Annotated in this window: 17 protein-coding genes, 7 tRNA genes and 1 pseudogene; 18 read left to right on the top strand and 7 right to left on the bottom strand. The window is 53.6% G+C overall.

The window, feature by feature from the left end:
• Positions 1-181 precede the first annotated feature (181 nt).
• Positions 182-2,380 (top strand): ornithine decarboxylase SpeF, encoded by a 2,199-nt coding sequence (speF, locus tag BJP35_RS09530; protein WP_086463054.1) that lies wholly within the window; start codon positions 182-184, stop codon positions 2,378-2,380.
• On the top strand, positions 2,377-3,690 hold the full coding sequence (gene potE / locus BJP35_RS09535; RefSeq protein ID WP_014169152.1) for a putrescine-ornithine antiporter: 1,314 nt from the start codon (positions 2,377-2,379) through the stop codon (positions 3,688-3,690). The genes speF and potE overlap by 4 nt, the downstream gene beginning before the upstream one ends.
• A 70-nt stretch (positions 3,691-3,760) precedes the next feature.
• On the opposite strand, the gene pgm is transcribed toward potE, so the two are convergent.
• Positions 3,761-5,401 (bottom strand): phosphoglucomutase (alpha-D-glucose-1,6-bisphosphate-dependent), encoded by a 1,641-nt coding sequence (pgm, locus tag BJP35_RS09540; RefSeq protein ID WP_041162495.1) that lies wholly within the window; start codon positions 5,399-5,401, stop codon positions 3,761-3,763.
• 24 nt (positions 5,402-5,425) lie between these two features.
• Positions 5,426-5,974 carry a replication initiation negative regulator SeqA gene (gene seqA / locus BJP35_RS09545; protein WP_020884977.1) on the bottom strand — a complete coding sequence of 183 codons (549 nt, stop codon included), beginning with the start codon at positions 5,972-5,974 and terminating at the stop codon, positions 5,426-5,428.
• A gap of 183 nt (positions 5,975-6,157) precedes the next feature.
• On the opposite strand from seqA, the gene ybfF reads away from it, so the two are divergent.
• The 4 genes from ybfF to fur all read left to right on the top strand — a co-directional run bounded on the left by ybfF (position 6,158) and on the right by fur (position 8,768).
• Entirely contained in the window at positions 6,158-6,931 is a 774-nt protein-coding gene (ybfF, locus tag BJP35_RS09550; protein WP_014169149.1) for an esterase, read from the top strand.
• A gap of 128 nt (positions 6,932-7,059) precedes the next feature.
• A complete protein-coding gene (gene ybfE, locus BJP35_RS09555) occupies positions 7,060-7,347 on the top strand; it encodes a LexA regulated protein (protein WP_014169148.1) in 288 nt (95 codons plus the stop codon).
• Between the two features lie 155 nt (positions 7,348-7,502).
• A complete protein-coding gene (gene fldA, locus BJP35_RS09560; protein WP_008501067.1) occupies positions 7,503-8,033 on the top strand; it encodes a flavodoxin FldA in 531 nt (176 codons plus the stop codon).
• A 288-nt stretch (positions 8,034-8,321) separates the two neighbouring features.
• Positions 8,322-8,768 (top strand): ferric iron uptake transcriptional regulator, encoded by a 447-nt coding sequence (gene fur / locus BJP35_RS09565; protein WP_014169146.1) that lies wholly within the window; start codon positions 8,322-8,324, stop codon positions 8,766-8,768.
• A gap of 108 nt (positions 8,769-8,876) precedes the next feature.
• Here the strand turns inward: fur and chiQ are convergent.
• From chiQ to nagE, 4 genes and pseudogenes are all read right to left on the bottom strand, one after another.
• Positions 8,877-9,205: pseudogene (gene chiQ / locus BJP35_RS09570) on the bottom strand (ChiQ/YbfN family lipoprotein).
• 47 nt (positions 9,206-9,252) lie between these two features.
• A complete protein-coding gene (gene chiP, locus BJP35_RS09575; protein ID WP_020884980.1) occupies positions 9,253-10,650 on the bottom strand; it encodes a chitoporin in 1,398 nt (465 codons plus the stop codon).
• A 446-nt stretch (positions 10,651-11,096) separates the two neighbouring features.
• Positions 11,097-12,764 (bottom strand): glutamine--tRNA ligase, encoded by a 1,668-nt coding sequence (gene glnS, locus BJP35_RS09580; protein WP_025204665.1) that lies wholly within the window; start codon positions 12,762-12,764, stop codon positions 11,097-11,099.
• A gap of 169 nt (positions 12,765-12,933) precedes the next feature.
• Positions 12,934-14,883, bottom strand: coding sequence for a PTS N-acetyl glucosamine transporter subunit IIABC (gene nagE, locus BJP35_RS09585; protein WP_086463055.1), 1,950 nt, complete (start codon positions 14,881-14,883; stop codon positions 12,934-12,936).
• Between the two features lie 326 nt (positions 14,884-15,209).
• On the opposite strand from nagE, the gene nagB reads away from it, so the two are divergent.
• From nagB to BJP35_RS09645, 12 genes are all read left to right on the top strand, one after another.
• The gene (nagB, locus tag BJP35_RS09590) at positions 15,210-16,010 is read left to right on the top strand and encodes a glucosamine-6-phosphate deaminase (RefSeq protein ID WP_008501061.1); all 801 of its coding nucleotides are present in this window, start codon (positions 15,210-15,212) and stop codon (positions 16,008-16,010) included.
• A 55-nt stretch (positions 16,011-16,065) separates the two neighbouring features.
• On the top strand, positions 16,066-17,214 hold the full coding sequence (gene nagA, locus BJP35_RS09595) for an N-acetylglucosamine-6-phosphate deacetylase (protein WP_086463056.1): 1,149 nt from the start codon (positions 16,066-16,068) through the stop codon (positions 17,212-17,214).
• An 8-nt stretch (positions 17,215-17,222) separates the two neighbouring features.
• A complete protein-coding gene (locus tag BJP35_RS09600) occupies positions 17,223-18,443 on the top strand; it encodes an N-acetylglucosamine repressor (protein ID WP_014169139.1) in 1,221 nt (406 codons plus the stop codon).
• Positions 18,444-18,488: 45 nt separating this feature from the next.
• Positions 18,489-19,241 carry a ribonucleotide monophosphatase NagD gene (nagD, locus tag BJP35_RS09605; protein WP_020884984.1) on the top strand — a complete coding sequence of 251 codons (753 nt, stop codon included), beginning with the start codon at positions 18,489-18,491 and terminating at the stop codon, positions 19,239-19,241.
• A gap of 249 nt (positions 19,242-19,490) precedes the next feature.
• A complete protein-coding gene (gene asnB, locus BJP35_RS09610; protein WP_010428626.1) occupies positions 19,491-21,155 on the top strand; it encodes an asparagine synthase B in 1,665 nt (554 codons plus the stop codon).
• Between the two features lie 227 nt (positions 21,156-21,382).
• Positions 21,383-21,459, top strand: a tRNA-Met gene (locus tag BJP35_RS09615).
• An 8-nt stretch (positions 21,460-21,467) separates the two neighbouring features.
• A tRNA-Leu gene (locus tag BJP35_RS09620) sits at positions 21,468-21,552 on the top strand.
• Positions 21,553-21,575: 23 nt separating this feature from the next.
• A tRNA-Gln gene (locus BJP35_RS09625) sits at positions 21,576-21,650 on the top strand.
• 32 nt (positions 21,651-21,682) lie between these two features.
• A tRNA-Gln gene (locus BJP35_RS09630) sits at positions 21,683-21,757 on the top strand.
• 17 nt (positions 21,758-21,774) lie between these two features.
• A tRNA-Met gene (locus tag BJP35_RS09635) sits at positions 21,775-21,851 on the top strand.
• A gap of 44 nt (positions 21,852-21,895) precedes the next feature.
• Positions 21,896-21,970: transfer RNA gene (locus BJP35_RS09640), tRNA-Gln, on the top strand.
• 37 nt (positions 21,971-22,007) lie between these two features.
• Positions 22,008-22,082, top strand: a tRNA-Gln gene (locus BJP35_RS09645).
• A gap of 96 nt (positions 22,083-22,178) precedes the next feature.
• Here the strand turns inward: BJP35_RS09645 and ubiF are convergent.
• Positions 22,179-23,354 (bottom strand): 3-demethoxyubiquinol 3-hydroxylase, encoded by a 1,176-nt coding sequence (gene ubiF / locus BJP35_RS09650; protein ID WP_047743921.1) that lies wholly within the window; start codon positions 23,352-23,354, stop codon positions 22,179-22,181.
• Positions 23,355-23,415 lie beyond the last annotated feature (61 nt).

The following is a 23,415-nucleotide window of genomic DNA, read 5'->3' on the forward strand; positions in this document are numbered from 1 at the left end:
GTGCGCTCATTCATCTTAATTCAGGCTCATCCGCGACCGGGCGGACTGAATTCTATTCAGCAAAAAACGCATTACTGATTTTTTTAATCAGCGGCCTCCTTTTGCTGTTTTCCGGCATATTATCGATTTCTTTTCTGCAAGAAATCGAGGGACTGTTATTACCTAAAATAAAGAGAGAAAGATGAAAAGTTTAAAAATTGCAGCCAGCCGCGCCTGCCCTGATTGCTTTACCACTCACCGTGAACTGGTGGATATCAACGCCACGGAATATATTGATGTTGCCGCCATTGTTCTGGCCGTCAGCGATATTTTCACTGGTCGTATAGAAGAAATAGAAGCAACCGGATTTGGCATTCCTGTTTTTGTCGCGACGCATAAAGAAGAAATTATCCCGGCAGAGTATTTATCGCGGATCCACGGCGTATTCGAAGCATCAGACACCAGCAACGACTTCCACGGACGCCAACTGGAAGCGGCCGCGCAGAAGTATGAAACCCAACTGCGTCCGCCGTTTTTCCGGGCTCTGGTCGACTATGTCAAACAGGGTAACAGCGCCTTCGACTGTCCGGGTCACCAGGGCGGGCAATTCTTCCGCCGTCACCCTGCCGGCAATCAGTTTGTCGATTTCTTTGGCGAAACCCTTTTCCGCTCAGACCTGTGCAACGCCGACGTGGCGATGGGCGATCTGCTGATCCACGAAGGGGCACCCTGCATTGCGCAGCAGCATGCGGCGAAAGTCTTTAATGCCGATAAAACCTACTTCGTGCTGAACGGAACCTCATCGTCCAACAAAGTGGTGCTCAACGCCCTTCTCACTCCGGGCGACCTGGTCCTGTTCGATCGCAACAACCATAAATCCAACCACCACGGAGCACTTCTTCAGGCGGGCGCAACGCCGGTCTATCTGGAAACCGCACGTAACCCGTACGGCTTTATTGGCGGCATCGACGCCCACTGCTTCGAGGAGAATTATCTGCGTGAGCTGGTGTCCGAAGTGGCGCCGGGCCGTGCCCGCGACGCGCGTCCGTTCCGCCTGGCGGTGATCCAGCTGGGTACCTACGATGGCACCATCTATAACGCTCGCCAGGTCGTGGATAACATTGGCCATCTGTGCGACTACATCCTTTTTGACTCTGCCTGGGTGGGTTACGAGCAGTTTATTCCGATGATGGCCGATTGCTCTCCGCTGCTGCTGGAGCTGAATGAAAACGATCCGGGGATCCTGGTCACCCAGTCAGTCCATAAACAGCAGGCCGGTTTCTCGCAGACCTCGCAAATCCACAAGAAGGACAGCCACATCAAAGGTCAGCAGCGCTATGTTCCGCATAAGCGGCTGAATAATGCCTTCATGATGCACGCGTCCACCAGCCCGTTCTATCCGCTGTTTGCTGCACTGGATATCAACGCCCGCATGCATGAGGGACAGAGCGGCCGCAACATGTGGATGGACTGCGTGGTGACCGGTATCGAAGCCCGTAAGCTGATCCTGCAGAACTGCCAGTATCTTCGCCCATTCGTGCCGGAACTGGTTGATGGCCGTCCGTGGGAAAGCTGGGACACCGCTGAGATTGCCACGGACCTGCGCTTCTTCCACTTCGTGCCCGGTGAACACTGGCACGCCTTCGAAGGCTATGCCGAACATCAGTATTTTATCGACCCGTGCAAACTGCTGCTGACCACGCCGGGTATTAACGCCCGGACCGGTGAGTACGAGGATTTCGGCGTCCCCGCCACTATTCTCGCCAACTTCCTGCGTGAAAACGGCATCGTGCCGGAAAAATGCGATCTCAACTCCATCCTGTTCCTGCTCACGCCTGCCGAGGATATGGGCAAACTGCAGCAACTGGTCGCGCAACTGGTGCGCTTCGAAAAACTGCTCGAGACGGATGCCCCCCTCAAAGAGGTGCTGCCTTCTGTCTGTAAACAGTACCCGGAGCGCTATGCAGATTACACCCTGCGCCAGATTTGCCAGGAAATGCATGAGCTGTACGCCCGCCACAACGTGAAGCAGCTGCAAAAAGAGATGTTCCGCAAGTCTCACTTCCCGCGCGTCATGATGAACCCGCAAGAGGCGAACTATGCCTACCTGCGGGGTGAGGTCGAGCTGGTCTCGCTGCGCGATGCGGAAGGTCGCATTGCCGCCGAAGGTGCCCTTCCTTATCCACCGGGGGTGTTGTGCGTTGTGCCGGGTGAAGTCTGGGGCGGTTCCGTGCTGCGCTACTTTGCTGCGCTGGAAGAGGGTATCAACCTTTTACCGGGCTTCGCGCCGGAACTGCAGGGTGTTTACGTTGAGGAGTGTGACGGTCGTAAGCAGGTTCGTTGTAACGTCATCAAACACGCTGCCGCTCAGCCATCGCTGCTGAAAGGAGAAAAATTATGAGCAAGTCCAATAAAATGGGCGTGGTGCAGCTGACCATTCTCACCATGGTAAACATGATGGGGTCCGGGATCATCATGCTGCCCACCAAGCTTGCGGAAGTAGGAACCATTTCGATTATCTCCTGGATGGTGACCGCAGTGGGGTCAATGGCACTGGCCTGGGCATTCGCCAAGTGCGGTATGTTCAGCCGCAAGCCCGGGGGGATGGGCGGCTACGCCGAGTATGCCTTTGGCAAATCCGGTAACTTCATGGCCAACTACACCTACGGCGTTTCTTTGCTGATCGCTAACGTGGCAATTGCCATTTCCGCCGTGGGTTACGGTACGGAGCTGTTCGGTGTGGCGCTGACCCCGGTGCAAATCGGGCTGGCGACCATCGGCGTGCTGTGGATCTGCACCGTGGCTAACTTTGGCGGCGCGCGCATTACCGGACAGATCAGCAGTATTACCGTCTGGGGGGTCATTATCCCGGTGGTTGGGCTGTGCATCATCGGCTGGTTCTGGTTTAGCCCCACGCTGTACGTCAACTCCTGGAACCCACACCATGTTCCGTTCTTCACCGCAGTGGGCTCTTCCATCGCCATGACGCTGTGGGCCTTCCTGGGGCTGGAATCTGCGTGTGCTAACGCCGAAGTGGTGGAAAACCCGGAGAAGAACGTACCGATTGCCGTGCTTGGCGGTACGCTGGGCGCTGCGGCCATTTACATTGTCTCAACCAACGTGATTGCAGGGATTGTACCGAACATGGATCTTGCCAGTTCCACGGCACCGTTCGGTCTGGCCTTTGCGCAGATGTTTACGCCGGGTGTCGGAAAAGTGATCATGGGGCTGATGGTGATGTCCTGCTGCGGCTCGCTCCTCGGCTGGCAGTTCACCATTGCTCAGGTCTTTAAATCATCCGCTGACGAAGGGTATTTCCCGAAAATCTTCTCCCGGGTCAGCAAAGCAGAGGCACCGGTTCAGGGCATGCTGGCGATTGTTATCTTCCAGAGTGGGTTATCTTTGATGACCATCAGCCCGTCGCTGAACAGCCAGTTCAACGTGCTGGTCAACCTGGCGGTAGTGACCAATATCATTCCGTATATTCTGTCGATGGCGGCGCTGGTCATCATTCAGAAGGTGGCGAAGGTGGACGCAGGCAAAGCGAGGGTGGCGAATATTGTGGCGCTGATTGGGGCAATTTACAGCTTCTATGCGCTCTACTCTTCCGGCCAGGAAGCCATGCTGTATGGTGCGATGGTGACCTTTATGGGCTGGACGCTGTACGGTCTGGTATCACCGCGGTTTGAATTGAAAAATAAACACAGTTAATGCAAAAGCAAAACGGCAACCCCAGGGTTGCCGTTTTGACTGCATCGTGAGGGCATCAGCCCACCGCGATTTACGCGTTTTTCAGCACTTCGCTGACAATCTCTACCGCTTCTTTCTCAATCAGCTTACGGTGTTCGTCGCCGAGGAAGCTCTCACAATAGATTTTGTATGCATCTTCCGTACCGGATGGACGCGCGGCAAACCAGCCGTTTTCGGTCATCACTTTCAGACCACCGATAGAGGCACCGTTACCCGGGGCCGCCGTCAGACGGGCCGTGATAGGGTCACCGGCCAGCGTGCTGGCACTGACCATCTCCGGAGAGAGTTTAGACAGCGCCGCTTTCTGCGCGGAGGTCGCGCCAGCCTGAATACGGTTATAGCTTGGCGCGCCAAAGCGTGCCGCCAGCTCGTTATAGTGTTCCTGCGGATTTTTACCGGTGACAGCGGTGATTTCCGCCGCCAGCAGGCACATGATGATCCCGTCTTTATCGGTAGACCATGGCGTGCCGTCGAAACGCAGGAAGGATGCGCCCGCGCTCTCTTCACCGCCAAAACCGAAGCTGCCGTCGTGCAGACCGTCAACAAACCATTTGAAGCCTACCGGTACTTCCACCAGCTTACGGCCCAACGCCTCAACCACGCGGTCAATCATCGCCGAGGAGACCAGCGTTTTACCTACAGCCACCTCTTTGCCCCACTGCGGACGATGCTGGAACAGGTAGTTGATGGCAACCGCAAGATAATGGTTCGGGTTCATCAGCCCTGCCGGGGTGACAATACCGTGGCGGTCATAATCCGGGTCGTTGGCAAACGCCAGGTCGAATTTATCACGCAGCGCCAGCAGGCCCGCCATCGCACACTCGGAAGAGCAGTCCATACGGATTGCGCCGTCTTTATCCAGGTGCATAAAGCGGAAGGTCTGATCAACGTGATCGTTAACGATGGTCAGGTTCAGCTTGTAATGCTCTGCGATGCGTTTCCAGTATTCGATACCGGAGCCGCCGAGAGGGTCAACGCCCAGCTTCAGACCGGCTTTCTGGATGGCCGCCATATCGACGATATCCGCCAGACCTTCCACAAATGGCTGCACCAGATCCTGCTCTTTCACATGGCCGGACGCCATGGCTGCATCCAGAGAGAGGCGTTTCACCCCATTCAGGCCATCCGCCAGCAGTGCATTGGCACGATCTTCAACCACTTTCGTGACGTTCGTGTCTGCCGGTCCACCGTTAGGCGGGTTGTATTTGATCCCACCGTCTTCCGGCGGGTTGTGTGATGGGGTGATCACAATCCCGTCAGCCAGCGCGCCGCCTTTTTTGTTGTGGACAAGGATCGCGTTAGAGACCGCAGGGGTCGGCGTGAAGCCGTTATTTTCCTGAACAATGACGTCAACGCCATTCGCCGTCAGCACTTCCAGCACGGAAATGAACGCCGGTTCAGACAGAGCATGGGTATCTTTTCCCACATAGCACGGACCGGTAACGCCGTTTTTAGCGCGCTCTTCCGCGATGGCCTGAGCAATAGCCAGAATGTGCGGTTCGTTAAAGCTATGGCGCGCCGCGCTACCGCGGTGGCCAGATGTACCAAACTTCACTGCGTGTTCTGCGTTGCCCACGACCGGTTTCAGCACGTAATACTGCGCGGTCAGCTGAGCGACGTTAATCAAATCGCTTTGTTGTGCAGGTTGGCCTGCACGGCTGTGATTTGCCATTACCGGGTCCTTCTGATGCAAGGGTTAAATTGTACCGCAAACCTTTTCAATCAATTCCGCCGGGAACTGCATGGACTGCATGATGTGTTCAACCATGCTGCACTTGCGGCCCGTATTGGTATTGGTGATGACCCAGTACGGCGTGCCCGGGACATGTTTAGGTTTGGTTTGGTTGCCATTTTGCAGCAGCGTTTGCTCGTCGCCCGCGAAATAGACGCGGGTACGACCGTGCAGCGACTCGGTCGCTTCAGCAAACGCTTTGTTATCCAGTGAATAGAGTGTAGACAGCACCAGCATGAAGCGGTTAACCGCTTTTTTCTGCTCGGCGTACTCATCAGAGAGCAGCAACTCGCGCATCGCACGTACTTTGTCTTTCACTTGCGCGACGGCAGGTTTTGCTTGTGCAACAACGTTTTGTTGAGACACGACATCTTTAGTGACTGGGGTAGCAGGCTGTGAGGCGGCGGAAATTTTAAGCATGCGCCGTAAAATGTCGGACGCACTCTCCCCGATATGCCGCGTCTGGCTGGCAATATACTGATAGAGTTCGTCATCAACTTCGATTGTTTTCATCTTAATCCAGTGCGATATCTTATCTGAATACAAGTCGTTGGGATTATAAAGTTAAATTCCAACAGCGGATAGCGTCAAACCAGGTTGGCGGCAAAAGTCAGATTAAACTGGAACCTTGCAGCCGGGCGGCAGAATGGTCAACATGATACCCTAACCTGACATACGTAAAAAAAGAACTTTGCCATGAAATTGAATACCCGAGCGCAAACTGCACAATCGCCGAACAATAATTCTCCCATCGTACTGGTTCACGGGCTTTTTGGCAGCCTGGATAACCTGGGGGTGCTGGCGCGCGATCTGGTTACCGATCACGATATTTTGCAGGTCGATATGCGAAATCACGGTCTTTCCGGGCGTTCAGAGGAGATGACCTACGCGGCAATGGCCCAGGATCTGCTCGATACGCTTGATGCCAACCATCTTCAGAAGGTGACGCTCATCGGGCATTCTATGGGCGGCAAGGCGGTAATGGCCCTGACGGCGCTGGCACCGGACAGAATCAACGGTCTGGTCGTGATCGACGTTGCCCCGGTGGATTACGACGTGCGCCGTCATGACGACATTTTTGCAGCCATCAATGCGGTAACAGAGGCTGGGGTTTCAACCCGCCAACAGGCCACAGCCGTCATGCGCGAACATCTTAATGAAGAAGGCGTTATTCAGTTTCTGCTGAAGTCGTTTGTCGACGGCCAGTGGCGTTTCAACGTGCCGGTACTCTGGGCGCAGTACAACAACATCGTCGGCTGGGATACGGTGCCCGCCTGGCAACACCCTACCCTCTTTATTCGCGGCGGTAACTCCCCTTATGTCACCGACGCCTACCGCGACACCTTGCTGGCGCAATTCCCGCAGGCGCGCGCCCATGTCATCGCCGGTGCCGGACACTGGGTTCACGCGGAAAAACCTGACGCCGTGTTACGCGCCATCCGCCGCTATCTCTCTGATACTGCGAATTGATTAAAAAGAGAGCGACTGGAAGGTTGCGGGCTTCCAGTCGTTGGCGTGCCGTTTTTGGTGATGTATGATGGCGCGCTCATCGCCCGGGCAATAGCAGGGCGGCTTGTTTCCCCCGAAGTCTCAGAATCATGGCCAAAGAACAAACGGACCGTACGACACTAGATCTGTTCGCGAATGAGCGTCGACCGGGACGACCGAAAACGAATCCGCTTTCGCGCGATGAACAGCTGCGTATTAATAAACGCAACCAGCTTAAACGCGATAAAAATCGTGGGCTTAAGCGTGTCGAACTAAAGCTCAATGCCGACGCCGTCGATGCGCTTAACGAACTGGCTGAAGCGCGTAATATCAGCCGTAGCGAGCTCATTGAAGAGATGTTGATCGCCCAGCTTGAGACGTTGCGCCGCCAGGCATAAGTCTGAAAATCCCCTTTCTTACCCTTTTCATGTAGCACAGAGTGCAGTCCTGCGCGATAGCTGTTTCCGCGGGGTTGCCAGTTCTGCTATTATTGCCCTTATCCGTGGACAAATTGCGCCACCATACCATTAAGTTTCAAGAGGTTATTTTACTCATGGCAATCATCGGCATTTTCTTCGGCAGTGATACCGGCAATACCGAAAATATCGCAAAAAACATTCAAAAACAGCTCGGTAAAGACGTTGCCGATGTGCATGACATCGCCAAGAGCAGCAAAGAAGATCTCGAAGGCTATGACATCCTGTTGCTGGGTATCCCAACCTGGTACTACGGTGAAGCCCAGTGTGACTGGGATGATTTCTTCCCGACGCTGGAAGAAGTGGACTTCAACGGCAAGCTGGTCGCCCTGTTTGGCTGCGGCGATCAGGAAGACTACGCTGAGTACTTCTGTGACGCACTGGGCACTATCCGCGATATCATTGAACCGAATGGTGCAGTTATCGTAGGCCACTGGCCGACTGCCGGTTACCACTTCGAAGCGTCTAAAGGCCTGGCCGATGACGACCACTTCGTGGGTCTGGCGATCGACGAAGACCGTCAGCCAGAACTGACCGCAGAACGCGTTGAGAAGTGGGTGAAGCAGATCCGCGAAGAACTGCACCTGGACGATATTCTTAACGCCTGATTGTTAGTGTGGCGCAACCCCGGTTGCGCCCAGGAACCAGGTCAAACGATTAAATTAATCGCTACAATCTTTTAACTTTTTCGCCCAGACCTGTACAATGTCTCCCAGGTAAAATGGGGTGCCATTGAGTAAGTTTGTCGGTGATACCACGTTTTTATAAGCATACTTTGCCTGAGACTTGCAGTTTTCATTTAGCCATGGCAGTTCTATAATGAGACGCATTATTCCAGGTGCATTTTCTGTCACTTCCTCCAGAAGTGAATCGTTTAGCAACAGGACAGATTCCGCATGACTGACAACAATACCGCATTAAAGAAGGCTGGCCTGAAAGTTACGCTTCCTCGGTTAAAAATCCTTGAAGTGCTTCAGGGTCCAGACAATCACCATGTCAGTGCGGAAGACCTTTACAAGCGTCTTATCGACATGGGTGAAGAGATTGGGCTGGCAACCGTCTATCGCGTGCTGAACCAGTTTGATGACGCGGGCATTGTTACCCGTCATAATTTCGAAGGCGGTAAATCTGTATTCGAACTGACCCAGCAGCAGCACCACGATCACCTGATCTGCCTGGATTGTGGCAAGGTCATTGAATTTAGCGATGATTCCATCGAAGCACGTCAGCGTGAAATCGCTGCTCGTCATGGTATCCGCCTGACCAACCATAGCCTGTATCTGTATGGTCACTGTGCTGAAGGTGATTGCCGCGAAGACGATCACGCACACGACGCCAAATAAGTCGAACTTTCATACTCTGAGCCAGCCGCAAGGTTGGCTTTTTTTTGCCTGTCATCCGGCAAAAAAAAGCCCGGTAAGCACAGCGCCACCGGGCCTTAACACGCTTACTTAATTTCCGTTGTTACTGCGTATTTCCTTCCAGATCTGGTCGCAACGCTTCGCCACTTCCTGATCGTTACCGGTTTTACGCGCCTGAATACAGGCCTGATAGTCCATCACGCGAACATTTTCCTGCGTTGCAAACTGCTCATGCGCCTTCTCTTTCTTCAGCACATTCAGTACGCTCGGCAGGCTTCAATTTTCTCCGGTGAGCCTTCAGCGGTGTTAATGCAGGCGCTGTAAGCCTCCTTCAGGCGAGAATCTTCTTTCGTCGCCGGGTCCTGGGCGCAAGCCACCAGCCCCGAGGCCAGCAACGCGACGATTACCATTTTTTTCATCATGTGCAGTCTCCATTCCGGCGGGACGGAACCCGCCGGAGCGTTCATCAGAAGATAGTGAATGGTGCGATAACCATGAATTTCACGTCACGTTCATCCTGGAAGATGTTGCCGTAACCGCCCGCGTAGCTTGGAATATCAGAGTGGTTGTCATACTGCGTGAAGTGCAGCTTGAACATCGTGCCTTTCGCACGTCCGTCCTGCACGGTATAGATGGCATCCAGGCTGTAAGAGGACTCTTTCAGACGGTAGTTCGGATCGTAGTACGCATCCGGTGTGGCCATGTCGCCCGGTTTAGCGTCCCAGGCATACGCGTAGGAGGCGCCCACCGCCCAGCCCGGCAGGTTCCAGTTTTTCAGGTCATACATTGCGCCGAAGAAGACCGCTTTTTCGCCGTCGGCGTTGAAATCAGAGCGGTTATCCCACCAGATATCCAGACGACCGTTGGAAGATGCGTAAGTCGGGGTCATACGCTGCAGGAAGTAACCCTGCTGCCCTTCCGCCTTCACCCATGTCCCTTCCAGACGCAAATCCACCTGACCCACTTTGTAGCCAAAGGTCAGCGCCTGCAGCCAGGCCGTGCCGTCATAAATATCGTTGACGCCACCATCGCTGACTTTATCTCGCGTGCCGTAGAACTGGTAACTGGTACTCAACGGACTCCCTGCGATATCAAACTTGTAGCTGGCTTTGGCAAAATACTGATCGATATAACCTTCAGCCTGACCAAAAGCGGCTTCTAACACGAGGTCGTTTTTAAAATCGTACTTCGCACCCAGCGAGTGGAGGTAATCCACTTTGGTCTTTTTATCGTTCTGGTAAAACTTATCCATTTCGATATGCCACGGGGCTTTGTATTCGTTGGTCCACATATAGGAGAAACTCAACGCACCCGCATCACCGTAGTCAAAGTTAGCGCCAGCTTCAGCGCCCTGGTAAGTACCAGGCATAAAACTCCAGTGTGGCGCTAACAGGGTTTGGCCAGTTGGCTGAATATATCCGCCGCGCGCCCAGACTGGACCATATTTGAATTTTGCAGCGGCTTTATACAGACTGATACCGCTTTTATCGCCGGACCAGTCTTCTTTATAGGCCTTATTGCTGGACGAGAAGGCAATTTCGTTCGGGTGTCCGCTGTCGCCATTTTCCGCCATTTCAATTGCCGTGAATGCGGCAATATCCAGGCCGAACATATCGGCGGCATAGCCTGACTGGAAGTCGAGGTTGGCGTTCCAGGTAGAGTGAGAAAGGTTGGTTTTGTATTTGTCTTCGGTAACGTCTTTACGGTCACGTTCACGCTGCCAGTAATAAATACCGCCCGTGAGGGTAGAATCTTCGATGAAACCTGCTGCCTTAGCCTCTGGCGCAATCACCAGGCCTGACATTGCTGTCACACCGGCGATAGCCAGCGCCAGCGCACTACGTTTGCCACTGAACGTACGCATAGATTATTCCTCTTTGACGAATTAAAACGCCTGAACGGCGAAAAATATAAAAGACCAAAAGGTCAGGGGTAGTCAGAAATACCCTCGAATTAACTACCGCCTTTAGGTTATTTTTCGCGACGCGAATTATCAATGCTTTTCAGTGGGCAAAAGTCAGGATTATGATGAAGTGCACATAATTCGTAGTGCTTTGTAACATTTAGCGGGAGACGAGATTTGGCGGGGCAAGTCATTAAATTTAAGCCAGTAATTGTGTAAATTACTGGTTATTTTCAGGTCTTCACTATTTTCAGAAATATACAAACTTTTTTTAGAAAAATAAGTAGCACCACATTGACCTGAATATTGCGCAGACATTATTTTTGCTCGCGCTTAACGATATGATCATTCAATAAAAAAACGCCGCATTACGCGGCGTTTGTCTCTCATTGACCAGAGCAGCGTTATTATTCGCCGACTTTAGTCCAGGTATCACGCAGGCCAACGGTACGGTTAAACACCGGTTTTTCCGAGGTACTGTGACGGCTGTCGAGGCAGAAGTAGCCTTCACGTTCGAACTGGAACGCTTTGCCCGCTTCAGCGGCTTTCAGAGACGGCTCAGCATAACCCTGCTTGATGACCAGAGATTCCGGGTTGATTGTCGCCAGGAAGTCTTCTGCTGCACCTGGGTTAGGCACGCTGAACAGACGATCATACAGGCGAATTTCAACCGGCAGCGCATGTGTTGCACTTACCCAGTGGATCACGCCTTTCACTTTGCGGCCATCTGCCGGATCTTTGCTCAGGGTTTCAGCGTCGTAAGAGCAGAAGATGGTGGTGATATTCCCTTCCGCATCTTTCTCAACACGCTCAGCTTTGATCACGTATGCGTTACGTAGACGCACCTCTTTACCCAGCACCAGACGCTTGTACTGCTTGTTCGCTTCTTCGCGGAAGTCAGCACGATCGATCCAGATTTCACCGCTGAACGGCACGTCACGGGTGCCCATTTCCGGTTTGTTCGGATGGTTAGGCATGGAGACCATTTCGCTCGCGCCTTGCGGGTAGTTTTCGATAACCAGTTTTACCGGATCGATGACGGCCATTGCGCGCGGCGCGTTGTCGTTCAGATCTTCACGGATGCAGGATTCCAGAGAGGCGATCTCAATGGTGTTATCCTGCTTGGTCACGCCGATGCGCTTACAGAACTCGCGAATAGACGCGGCAGTATAACCACGGCGACGCAGACCCGAGATGGTTGGCATACGCGGATCGTCCCAGCCCTCAACGTGCTTGTCGGTCACCAGCAGGTTCAGCTTACGCTTGGACATCACCGTGTATTCCAGATTCAGACGAGAGAATTCGTACTGACGCGGATGCACCGGGATCGTGATGTTATCCAGAACCCAGTCGTACAGACGGCGGTTGTCCTGGAACTCCAGCGTACACAGGGAGTGCGTAATGCCTTCCAGCGCATCGCTGATGCAGTGGGTAAAGTCGTACATCGGGTAGATGCACCACTTGTTACCGGTCTGATGGTGTTCAGCGAACTTGATACGGTACAGAACCGGATCGCGCATCACGATGAACGGTGATGCCATGTCGATTTTGGCACGCAGGCAGGCTTTACCTTCCTCGAAGCCACCCGCACGCATTTTTTCAAACAGCGCCAGGTTCTCTTCAACGCTGCGATCGCGGAACGGGCTGTTTTTACCCGGCGCGGTCAGCGTGCCGCGGTATTCGCGGATCTCTTCAGCAGACAGCTCGTCGACATACGCCAGACCTTTATTGATAAGCTCGACCGCATAGGCGTACAGCTGATCAAAATAGTCAGAGGAGTAGCAGATATCGCCAGACCAGTTGAAGCCCAGCCATTGCACGTCATTCTTAATAGACTCAACGTATTCGATGTCTTCTTTTACTGGGTTGGTGTCATCGAAACGCAGGTTGCACTGTCCCTGGTAGTCTTGCGCGATGCCAAAGTTCAGGCAGATCGATTTTGCATGACCAATATGCAGGTAGCCGTTTGGCTCCGGCGGGAAACGGGTATGAACTGTGGTGTGCTTACCACTGGCCAGATCTTCATCGATGATCTGACGAATAAAGTTACTCGGGCGGGCTTCAGCCTCACTCATCGTGGATTCCTCAAAGCGTAAACAACGTATAACGGCATATGATCTTATAAGCCGGACGTAGTGACAACCCTTAAAACGTCTCTGAAGAAAATAATGGGGGCAATTGCTGCAAAAAAAAGCGGCGGAGGAAAACCCCCGCCGCTTAAGGCATGACTCTACTCAGGAGCGATTACTTGCCTTTAATCTCATATAGTGGCGTCTGGCCCGCAACGACCTGACCTTTCGCCTGAATCACCAGGCCGCTGAAGTCGTCGATATTGCTGCAAACGACCGGGCTAATCATGGAGCGCGCGTTAGCGTTCAGGTAATCCAGATCCATTTCCAGAATCGGCTGACCTGCCACCACGTCGGCCCCCTCTTCCACCAGGCGAGTGAAGCCCTGGCCGTTCAGCGCGACGGTATCGATACCCATATGGACAACGATCTCCGCGCCCTTTTCAGTTTCGAGGCAGAACGCATGGTTGGTGTTGAAGATTTTAACGATGGTCCCGGCAGCCGGTGACACCACGGTTTTGTCCGTTGGTTTCACCGCCACACCGTCACCGACAGCTTTGCTGGCAAACGCTTCGTCAGGCACCTGCTCAATCGCAACCACTTCACCGGTAATCGGTGAAACCAGCGCGGCAATGGTCGTTGCGTTAGGGACGGCCTGCGGTTTTGTCACCGGGGCTTCCGTCACTGGCGCGCTGTTCGCTGCAGAAGCCGCGATCGGTCCACGGGCAACCACTTTCTTCATTTCATCGCCAATCGATTCCGCTTTCGCACCCACGATAACCTGGATGGTCTGCTTGTTCAGTTTCACCACGCCGGATGCGCCAAGGCGTTTACACATGGCATCGTTAACGCGCGCAGAATCACCTACCGTCAGGCGCAGACGGGTAATACATGCATCGATAGCTTTCAGGTTATCCGTACCGCCTACTGCGGCAATATAATTGGTTGCCAGCTGGGTCAGCCCTTCTTCGGTATTGCTGTTAGCTTCGCCAGTAACGATGTCGTCTTTCGTATCTTCGCGGCCTGGTGTTTTCAGGTTAAACATACGAATGACTGCGGTGAACAGAACGAAGTAGATAACGAAGAACACCAGACCCATTGCGACCAGCATCCAGACGTTCTTGCTCGCCGCGGGCAGGTTGTACATCAACACGTAGTCGATCGCGCCGGCGGAGAAGGAGAAGCCCGCATGGATACCCAGCAGCGTTGCAACAAACAGGCTAATACCCGTCAGCACAGCGTGCATGAGGTACAGCAACGGAGCCAGGAACATGAACAGGAATTCCAGCGGCTCAGTAACACCGGTCAGGAACGCGGTGATGGCAACTGACAACAGCATCCCGCCAACCATTGGACGACGCGCTTTCGGTGCGGCCAGGTACATAGCCAGCGCCGCGCCCGGCAGACCAAACATCATGATAGGGAAGAAGCCCGACATGAACATGCCCGCGGTGCCGTCACCTGCATAGAAGCGGTTGATATCCCCGTGGAATACCGCGCCAGCGGCGTTGGTAAACTCACCAATCTGGAACCAGGCAATGGTGTTCAGCACCTGATGCAGGCCGGTTGGGATCAACAGACGGTTGATGAAACCGAAGATACCCGCACCCACTGCGCCAGCGGAAACAATCCACTCACCGCCCGCATGGATAGCGTGCTGCACCGGTGGCCAGATGTAGCCGAAGATCGCGGCCAGAATCAGACAGAAGAAGCCTGTCGCAATCGGCACAAAACGTTTTCCACCGAAGAAGCTCAGGAAGTCTGGCAGTTTGATCCCCGCCCAACGGTTATAAACAGCCCCGCCGACCAGACCGGTAATGATACCTGCCAGAACGCCCATGTTAATTTCTGGGTTTATCGTCACCATCGCTTTCGTCAGGATGAAGTAACCGACAGCCCCGGCCAGCGCCGCTGCACCCGCGCTGTCTTTTGACCAGCTGGATGCCACACCGATGGCGAAAATCAGCGCCAGATTGTCAAAAATCGCGCCACCCGCTTGCGCGATAAATGGCACATTAAGCAGATCGGGTTGCCCGAATCGCAGCAGCAGTGCTGCAACCGGTAGCACGGCGATAGGGAGCTGCAAAGCCCTACCGAGGCGCTGGAAAAAACCTAAAATATTCATCCTATTCCCCCTACGAGACCCTTATTAAGGCTCGTGCATAAACTATGTTTTTATTGTGTCGACAACGATAAATACAGTTGATGATTCACTGGCATTGTGAGTGTGTGAAAAATTAATTCGTATCGCAAATTAAACACGTATTTTTTGTGATTTTTGTCACCAAATATCGTTAATAACCCTCCCTTTCTCTGGCTAACAGTGAAAACTTATTTTATCATTCAAAAAATCAAGACGGATTGATCCGGCCTGAAAGGTTCCAGGTTACGCTTAGTTCAGGTTCCGATAGCCATCCGCCCACTCTTCTACTTTAACTCTTGAGGTGAACAATGAGACTGATTCCCCTGGCAACTGCTGAACAAGTCGGTAAATGGGCCGCCCGTCATATCGTTAACCGTATTAACGCGTTCAAACCCACCGCCGATCGTCCTTTCGTTCTCGGCCTTCCTACCGGCGGCACGCCGCTGACCGCGTATAAAGCCCTGGTTGAGATGCATAAAGCAGGCCAGGTTAGCTTCAAACATGTTGTGACCTTCAACATGGATGAGTATGTCGGCTTACCCAAGGATCATCCGGAAAGCTACCATAGCTTTATGCACCGTAATTTCTTTGATCACGTTGATATTCCGGCTGAAAATATTAACCTGCTGAATGGAAACGCGCCTGATATTGACGCAGAATGCCGTCAGTATGAAGAAAAAATCCGTTCCTACGGTAAAATCCACCTGTTCATGGGTGGCGTGGGCAACGATGGTCATATCGCGTTCAACGAACCGGCCTCTTCTCTGGCTTCCCGTACGCGTATTAAAACCCTGACCCATGACACGCGCGTGGCAAACTCCCGCTTCTTTGACGGTGATGTTAACCAGGTACCAAAATACGCCCTGACCGTAGGCGTAGGCACCCTGCTGGATGCCGAAGAAGTGATGATTCTGGTTCTGGGCGGCGTGAAAGCGCAGGCGCTCCAGGCTGCCGTTGAAGGCAACGTTAACCACATGTGGACCATCAGTTGCCTGCAGCTGCATCCAAAATCAGTCATCGTGTGCGACGAACCGTCCACGATGGAGTTGAAAGTGAAAACGCTGAAATACTTCAACGAGTTAGAAGCTGAGAACATCAAAGGTCTGTAATTGAATAACCGCCTCTTCATCAAGAGGCGGCCGCTTTTTTTAACCGGGGGTCGTTATGTACGCTTTAACCCACGGTCGGATTTATACCGGCCATGATATTCTGGATGACCATGCGATTGTTATCGCCGATGGCCTGATTGAACGTGTTTGCCCACTGGCAGAGCTGCCGCCGGGGATTGAACAGCGCTCACTCAATGGAGCAGTAATCTCCCCCGGTTTCATCGACGTACAGCTGAACGGCTGCGGCGGTGTGCAATTTAATGATACCGCGGAGGCGGTGACGGTCGACACGCTGGAAATCATGCAGAAAGCCAACGAGAAATCGGGCTGCACCAGCTATCTGCCAACCCTCATCACCAGCAGTGATGAGCTCATGAAACAGGGTATCCGCGTGATGCGCGACTACCTGGCAAAACACCCTAATCAGGCGCTGGGTCTGCATCTTGAAGGACCGTGGCTGAACATCGTGAAAAAAGGGACGCATAACCCGGATTACGTGCGTAAACCTGACGCTGAGCTGGTCGACTACCTGTGTGCCAACGCCGATGTGATCACCAAAGTGACGCTGGCTCCTGAAATCGCGGGACCTGACGTTATCAGCAAACTGGCCGCCGCCGGGATTGTCGTTTCAGCGGGCCATTCAAACGCAACGCAAAAAGAAGCGAAAGCAGGTTTCCGCGCCGGCATTACCTTTGCGACGCACCTGTACAACGCGATGCCGTATATCACCGGTCGTGAACCTGGGCTGGTCGGGGCGATTCTCGATGAGCAGGACGTTTACTGCGGCATTATTGCTGACGGCTTGCACGTTGATTACACCAACATTCGCAACGCCAAGCGCCTGAAAGGTGACAAACTCTGTCTGGTAACCGATGCCACCGCACCGGCAGGGGCAAATATTGAGCAGTTCATTTTTGCCGGTAAAACAATATACTACCGCAATGGACTGTGTGTTGATGAAAACGGTACGCTGAGTGGTTCCTCCCTGACGATGATTGAAGGGGTGCGTAATCTGGTTGAACATTGCGGGATTGCGCTTGATGAAGTTCTGCGTATGGCGACCCTTTATCCTGCGCGCGCGATGGGCGTAGATAAACAGCTTGGCGGAATTGCACCAGGTATGGTTGCAAACCTGACGGCATTCACACACGATTATAAAATTATCAAGACCTTCGTTAATGGTAACGAGGTCGTCACTGAGTAAGTAAAAGTATGACACCAGGCGGACAAGCTCAAATCGGTAATGTCGATCTCGTTAAACAACTTAACAGCGCGGCGGTTTATCGTCTGATTGACCAACACGGACCAATCTCGCGCATTCAGATAGCCGAACAAAGCCAGCTTGCCCCTGCCAGCGTGACAAAAATTACCCGTCAGCTCATTGAGCGCGGGCTGATCAAAGAAGTCGATCAGCAGGCCTCCACCGGAGGCCGCCGCGCCATCTCCATTATTACCGAAACCCGCAATTTTCAGGCGATTGGCGTACGTCTTGGTCGTCATGACACCACCCTTACGCTCTATGATCTGAGCAGCAAAGCCATCGCGGAAGAACACTACCCGCTTCCGGAGCGCACTCAGGAGACGCTGGAACACGCGCTGCTGAATACCATTGAACACTTTATCGAGAGCTGTCAGCGCAAAATCCGTGAACTGATTGCGATCTCGGTGATCCTGCCAGGCCTGGTAGACCCCGAAAGCGGCGTGATCCGTTATATGCCCCATATAAAGGTTGAGAACTGGGGGCTGGTAGATGCGCTGGAAAAACGCTTTAAAGTGACCTGTTTCGTGGGGCACGACATCCGCTCTCTGGCCCTGGCAGAGCACTACTTTGGTGCGAGCCAGGATTGTGAAGATTCGATTCTGGTGCGCGTACACCGGGGGACAGGGGCAGGCATCATCTCTAACGGGCGCATTTTTATTGGCCGCAACGGTAACGTCGGTGAGATTGGTCATATTCAGGTAGAGCCGCTTGGCGAACGCTGCCACTGCGGAAACTTTGGCTGTCTGGAGACGATTGCCGCCAACACGGCGATTGAACAGCGGGTGCGCCATCTGCTTGAACAGGGTTACCAGAGCCGCGTCACGCTGGACGATTGCAAGATAGGGACTATCTGCAAAGCCGCCAACAAAGGCGACGCGCTGGCCTGTGAAGTTATTGAGCAGGTGGGTCGCCATCTGGGTAAAACCATCGCCATCGCCATCAACCTGTTTAACCCGCAAAAAGTGGTGATCGCCGGTGAGATTGTGGAGGCCGAGAAGGTCCTGCTGCCCGCCATTGAAGGCTGCATTAACACTCAGGCGCTGAAAGCCTTCCGCCAGAACCTTCCCGTCGTTCGTTCTAAGCTTGACCATCGCTCAGCGATAGGCGCATTTGCGCTGGTTAAACGCGCCATGCTCAACGGTATTCTGTTGCAACATTTGCTGGAAAGTTGATCGGGTCTTATAGTAACGCCTTCTTTTTTTGATGTCGGAATGTCCATGACCATTAAGAATGTAATTTGTGATATCGACGGCGTGCTGATGCACGACAACGTTGCTGTACCAGGTGCTGCGGAATTTCTTCACCGCATCATCGACAAAGGAATGCCTCTGGTTCTTCTCACGAACTACCCTTCTCAGACCGGTCAGGACCTGGCAAACCGCTTTGCCACAGCAGGCGTCAACGTGCCGGACAGCGTGTTTTATACCTCTGCCATGGCCACCGCTGATTTCCTCAAGCGCCAGGAAGGAAAAAAGGCCTACGTGGTGGGTGAAGGGGCGCTGATCCACGAGTTATATAAGGCAGGGTTTACCATCACAGATGTGAACCCGGACTTTGTGATCGTTGGCGAAACGCGCTCCTATAACTGGGAGATGATGCACAAAGCCTCCTACTTTGTTGCCAACGGTGCGCGTTTTATTGCCACCAACCCGGATACCCACGGCCGTGGTTTTTACCCTGCATGCGGCGCGCTGTGTGCCGGTATCGAAAAGATCTCTGGCCGGAAACCATTCTACGTGGGCAAGCCCAGCCCGTGGATCATCCGTGCGGCGCTGAACAAGATGCAGGCCCACTCTGAAGAAACGGTGATTGTCGGCGACAACCTGCGCACCGATATCCTGGCCGGATTCCAGGCGGGCCTGGAAACCATTCTGGTGCTTTCCGGTGTCTCCACGCTCGACGATATTGACGCCATGCCCTTCCGACCGAGCTGGATTTATCCCTCCGTCGAAGAAATTGATATTATCTGATCCCAAACCACGCCTCAGCGCGTGGTTCTTTATTTTCACGCCCGATAAACAACCCCACATCTAACAAAACAGCCATTTTATTGCATAATCATCAATAAAAGCGTTTATGACGTACTCGTTTTTCACTATTCGGCAATCAGCATTGCACTATTTCCGTTTTATCCCGTAAAACCCTTGCGCGCCCTCCCCCTTTGCGGCATTTTCATAAGCAAGCAACATTACAAAGCAACAGGGTTAACGGAGAAGGTTATGTGTTCAATTTTTGGCGTACTGGATATTAAAACTGACGCAGGCGAACTGCGTAAAAAGGCACTCGAATTGTCCCGCCTGATGCGCCATCGCGGCCCGGACTGGTCCGGCGTTTACGCCAGCGATAAAGCCATCCTGGCACACGAACGTCTGTCCATTGTTGACGTCAACGCCGGTGCGCAGCCGCTGTATAACGAGAAAAAAACACACGCGCTGGCTGTCAACGGTGAAATCTATAACCATCAGGCGCTGCGCGCCGAGTACGGCGACCGTTACGCCTTCCAGACCGGTTCTGACTGTGAAGTGATCCTGGCGCTGTATCAGGAGAAAGGCCCGGAATTCCTCGATGATCTGCAGGGTATGTTTGCCTTCGCCCTGTACGACAGCGAAAAAGATGCCTATCTGATTGGCCGCGACCATATTGGTATTATCCCGCTGTATATGGGTCACGATGAACACGGCAACTTTTATGTCGCCTCAGAAATGAAAGCCCTGGTGCCGGTTTGCCGCACCATTAAAGAGTTCCCGGCAGGAAGTTACCTGTGGAGTAAAGACGGCGAGATCCGTCAGTACTATCAGCGCGACTGGTTCGACTATGATGCGGTTAAAGACAACGTGACTGATAAAGCCGAACTGCGTCAGGCGCTGGAAGATTCTGTTAAAAGCCACCTGATGTCAGATGTGCCTTACGGCGTACTGCTCTCCGGCGGGCTGGACTCGTCCGTGATCTCCGCGATCACCAAGAAATTCGCCGCGCGTCGTGTTGAAGATCAGGAACGTTCAGAAGCCTGGTGGCCGCAACTGCACTCCTTTGCTGTGGGCCTGGAAGGCGCACCGGATCTGAAAGCCGCGCAGGAAGTGGCAAACCATCTCGGTACCGTGCACCATGAGATCCACTTCACCGTGCAGGAAGGGCTGGATGCGATCCGCGATGTTATCTACCACATCGAAACCTACGATGTGACCACCATTCGCGCTTCCACGCCGATGTACCTGATGTCGCGTAAGATCAAAGCGATGGGCATTAAGATGGTGCTCTCCGGTGAAGGGTCTGACGAAGTGTTTGGCGGCTACCTCTATTTCCACAAAGCGCCGAACGCAAAAGAGCTGCACGAAGAGACAGTACGTAAACTGCAGGCGCTGCATATGTTTGACTGCGCACGCGCCAACAAAGCGATGTCTGCCTGGGGTGTGGAAGCCCGTGTTCCCTTCCTGGATAAGAAATTCCTCGACGTGGCAATGCGCATCAACCCGCAGGACAAAATGTGCGGCAACGGCAAAATGGAGAAACATATCCTGCGTGAATGTTTCGAATCCTACCTGCCGGCGAGCGTGGCATGGCGTCAGAAAGAGCAGTTCTCTGACGGTGTCGGGTATAGCTGGATCGATACCCTGAAAGAGGTGGCGGCAAAACAGGTTTCCGATCAGCAACTGGAAACCGCGAGCTTCCGCTTCCCGTACAACACGCCAGGCTCCAAAGAGGCGTATCTGTACCGTGAAATCTTTGAAGAGTTGTTCCCGGTGCCGAGTGCGGCGGAGTGTGTTCCGGGCGGCCCGTCCGTTGCCTGTTCTTCGGCTAAAGCCATTGAATGGGATGAATCTTTCAAGTCTATGAACGATCCATCAGGACGTGCGGTAGGCGTACACCAGTCTGCCTATAAGTAATCGAAAAGCATCCAATCAGGCCCTGCGGGGCCTGATTTTTTTGGCCCCCTATTTCACTCCCTAAAAACGATAAATAACCAATAATTGCCGAATATTCGGTCACGCTGTTCGCAACCTAACCAAACAGTCACATTCCGGCTATTTTCGTTGAAAAAGGTGTTGACGCTGCAAGGGTCTATACGCATAATGCGCCCCGCAACGCCGATAAGGTAACGCGAAAAAAAGATGGCTACGTAGCTCAGTTGGTTAGAGCACATCACTCATAATGATGGGGTCACAGGTTCGAATCCCGTCGTAGCCACCATCTTTTTTGCGGGAGTGGCGAAATTGGTAGACGCACCAGATTTAGGTTCTGGCGCCGCAAGGTGTGCGAGTTCAAGTCTCGCCTCCCGCACCATTCCCAGGTAAGCGTTGCACGGATGGGGTATCGCCAAGCGGTAAGGCACCGGTTTTTGATACCGGCATTCCCTGGTTCGAATCCAGGTACCCCAGCCATATTTCTTCGATTTTGCGGTTCTCCGCGGTATTGGGGTATCGCCAAGCGGTAAGGCACCGGTTTTTGATACCGGCATTCCCTGGTTCGAATCCAGGTACCCCAGCCATCGAAGATTGCAGTACTGGCTACGTAGCTCAGTTGGTTAGAGCACATCACTCATAATGATGGGGTCACAGGTTCGAATCCCGTCGTAGCCACCAAATTAGTCATCTGTCGAATGATTCGGTAGACGAGAAAAAATTGTTGGGGTATCGCCAAGCGGTAAGGCACCGGATTCTGATTCCGGCATTCCGAGGTTCGAATCCTCGTACCCCAGCCAATTTAAAAAAGTCGTTAAGCACATTGTTTAACGCAATTGGGGTGTCGCCAAGCGGTAAGGCTCTGGTTTCTGATACCAGCATTCCGGGGTTCGAATCCCTGCACCCCAGCCACTTAGTAACAAAAAAGCCCGCTCTGCGGGCTTTTTTGTTTTTGTTGGATTATGTACCGCATCCGAAAGCCCTCTCCCGCAGGAGAAGGCGCCCAGATTAAAGGCCTAACGCGTACTTCAGCGCCTGACGCTTCAGCCCACCGGCACGCTCCGCCGCCATCAACCCAATGTTACGCAGAATGCGCACCGGACCAAGATCGTTACTGAACCCGGCGTAAAACAGATCCATCCCCGACTGCATGATAAAGTTATCCGCCATACGTCGCGTCTGGTAACGTTTCAGTACCGGATGGCTGGCCCAGGCCTCCGCGTGAGCGCGCGCCTTGCCCAGCACATCCAATAAAGCCTCAACGTCACGGTATCCCAGGTTCACGCCCTGCCCCGCCAGCGGGTGAATGGTGTGTGCCGCATCCCCCACCAGCGCCAGCCCTGCACGGGCATACTGCAATGCATGGCGACGGGTAAGCGGAAACGCCCCGGCGGCAACCGGCATGACGTTGCCCAGACGGCGTGGGAAGTGCTGATGGATCTCTCGCTGCAGCTGTTCCATTGAAAGCCCCTGCAACTGACGAATGCGCGCCGGTTTGTCATACCACACCAGCGACGCCCAGCGATCAAACAACGGTAAAAAAGCATGCGGGCCATTCGGGGTAAAGTGCTGCCAGGTGCTCTCACCCGGGTCATTCTCACACTGCACGGTGATCAGCATGCACGCCTGCTGGTACTGCCAGGCATGAATGCCAATTCCCGCCATTTGCCTGACCTGTGAGTTGGCACCATCCGCTCCGACAACCAGCCTCGCGGCCAGCTCATCACCCTTATCCAGCTCAAGCAAATACCCGCCTTCGTGGGGATGCAGTGCTTTAAGTGACGCCGGGACGCGCAGCGTCACTTTCGGATGCGCCTCCAGGGCCTGCCAGAGCGCCAGCTGGAGGACCGTGTTTTCCACCATATAGCCCAGACGGGGCAGCTTCAGTTCAGCGGCATCAAACGCGACATGCGCATTCTCCCACTCCCAGGTTTCGAGACGGCTGTAGGGGTGCGCGCGCATCCCGAGCACGGCATCCCAGACGCCCAGCCCGCGCAGCAGATCGACAGAGGCGGCGCTGATAGCTGAAATTCGCACATCCGGCTTTGCCGTCGGGTCAAACGCAACAGGGGCAGCCTGCTCGATAACCGTCACCTCAAATCCCTGCTGCGCCAGCCCCAGCGCGAGTGCGCCGCCGACCATACCGCCGCCGACAACGGCAATTTCGGTTTGTTGGAGAGTCATGGTCAATTATCCTTAATGGTATATACCTTAAGTTTACCGGATTTTTTCGGTCTTGAGGTTG

Origin of the sequence: Enterobacter sp. J49 (genome assembly GCF_002148625.1) — a bacterium.
GTDB classification, from domain to species: Bacteria; Pseudomonadota; Gammaproteobacteria; order Enterobacterales; family Enterobacteriaceae; genus Enterobacter; species Enterobacter ludwigii.

Coding starts and splice junctions, on each gene's coding strand:
- glnS (WP_025204665.1), bottom strand. CDS start 12,764: ATGAGTGAGGCTGAAGCCCGCCCGAGTAACTTTATTCGTCAGATCATC.
- fur (WP_014169146.1), top strand. CDS start 8,322: ATGACTGACAACAATACCGCATTAAAGAAGGCTGGCCTGAAAGTTACG.
- ubiF (WP_047743921.1), bottom strand. CDS start 23,354: ATGACTCTCCAACAAACCGAAATTGCCGTTGTCGGCGGCGGTATGGTC.
- potE (WP_014169152.1), top strand. CDS start 2,377: ATGAGCAAGTCCAATAAAATGGGCGTGGTGCAGCTGACCATTCTCACC.
- fldA (WP_008501067.1), top strand. CDS start 7,503: ATGGCAATCATCGGCATTTTCTTCGGCAGTGATACCGGCAATACCGAA.
- nagE (WP_086463055.1), bottom strand. CDS start 14,883: ATGAATATTTTAGGTTTTTTCCAGCGCCTCGGTAGGGCTTTGCAGCTC.
- ybfE (WP_014169148.1), top strand. CDS start 7,060: ATGGCCAAAGAACAAACGGACCGTACGACACTAGATCTGTTCGCGAAT.
- ybfF (WP_014169149.1), top strand. CDS start 6,158: ATGAAATTGAATACCCGAGCGCAAACTGCACAATCGCCGAACAATAAT.
- nagA (WP_086463056.1), top strand. CDS start 16,066: ATGTACGCTTTAACCCACGGTCGGATTTATACCGGCCATGATATTCTG.
- speF (WP_086463054.1), top strand. CDS start 182: ATGAAAAGTTTAAAAATTGCAGCCAGCCGCGCCTGCCCTGATTGCTTT.
- asnB (WP_010428626.1), top strand. CDS start 19,491: ATGTGTTCAATTTTTGGCGTACTGGATATTAAAACTGACGCAGGCGAA.
- BJP35_RS09600 (WP_014169139.1), top strand. CDS start 17,223: ATGACACCAGGCGGACAAGCTCAAATCGGTAATGTCGATCTCGTTAAA.
- seqA (WP_020884977.1), bottom strand. CDS start 5,974: ATGAAAACAATCGAAGTTGATGACGAACTCTATCAGTATATTGCCAGC.
- nagB (WP_008501061.1), top strand. CDS start 15,210: ATGAGACTGATTCCCCTGGCAACTGCTGAACAAGTCGGTAAATGGGCC.
- pgm (WP_041162495.1), bottom strand. CDS start 5,401: ATGGCAAATCACAGCCGTGCAGGCCAACCTGCACAACAAAGCGATTTG.
- chiP (WP_020884980.1), bottom strand. CDS start 10,650: ATGCGTACGTTCAGTGGCAAACGTAGTGCGCTGGCGCTGGCTATCGCC.
- nagD (WP_020884984.1), top strand. CDS start 18,489: ATGACCATTAAGAATGTAATTTGTGATATCGACGGCGTGCTGATGCAC.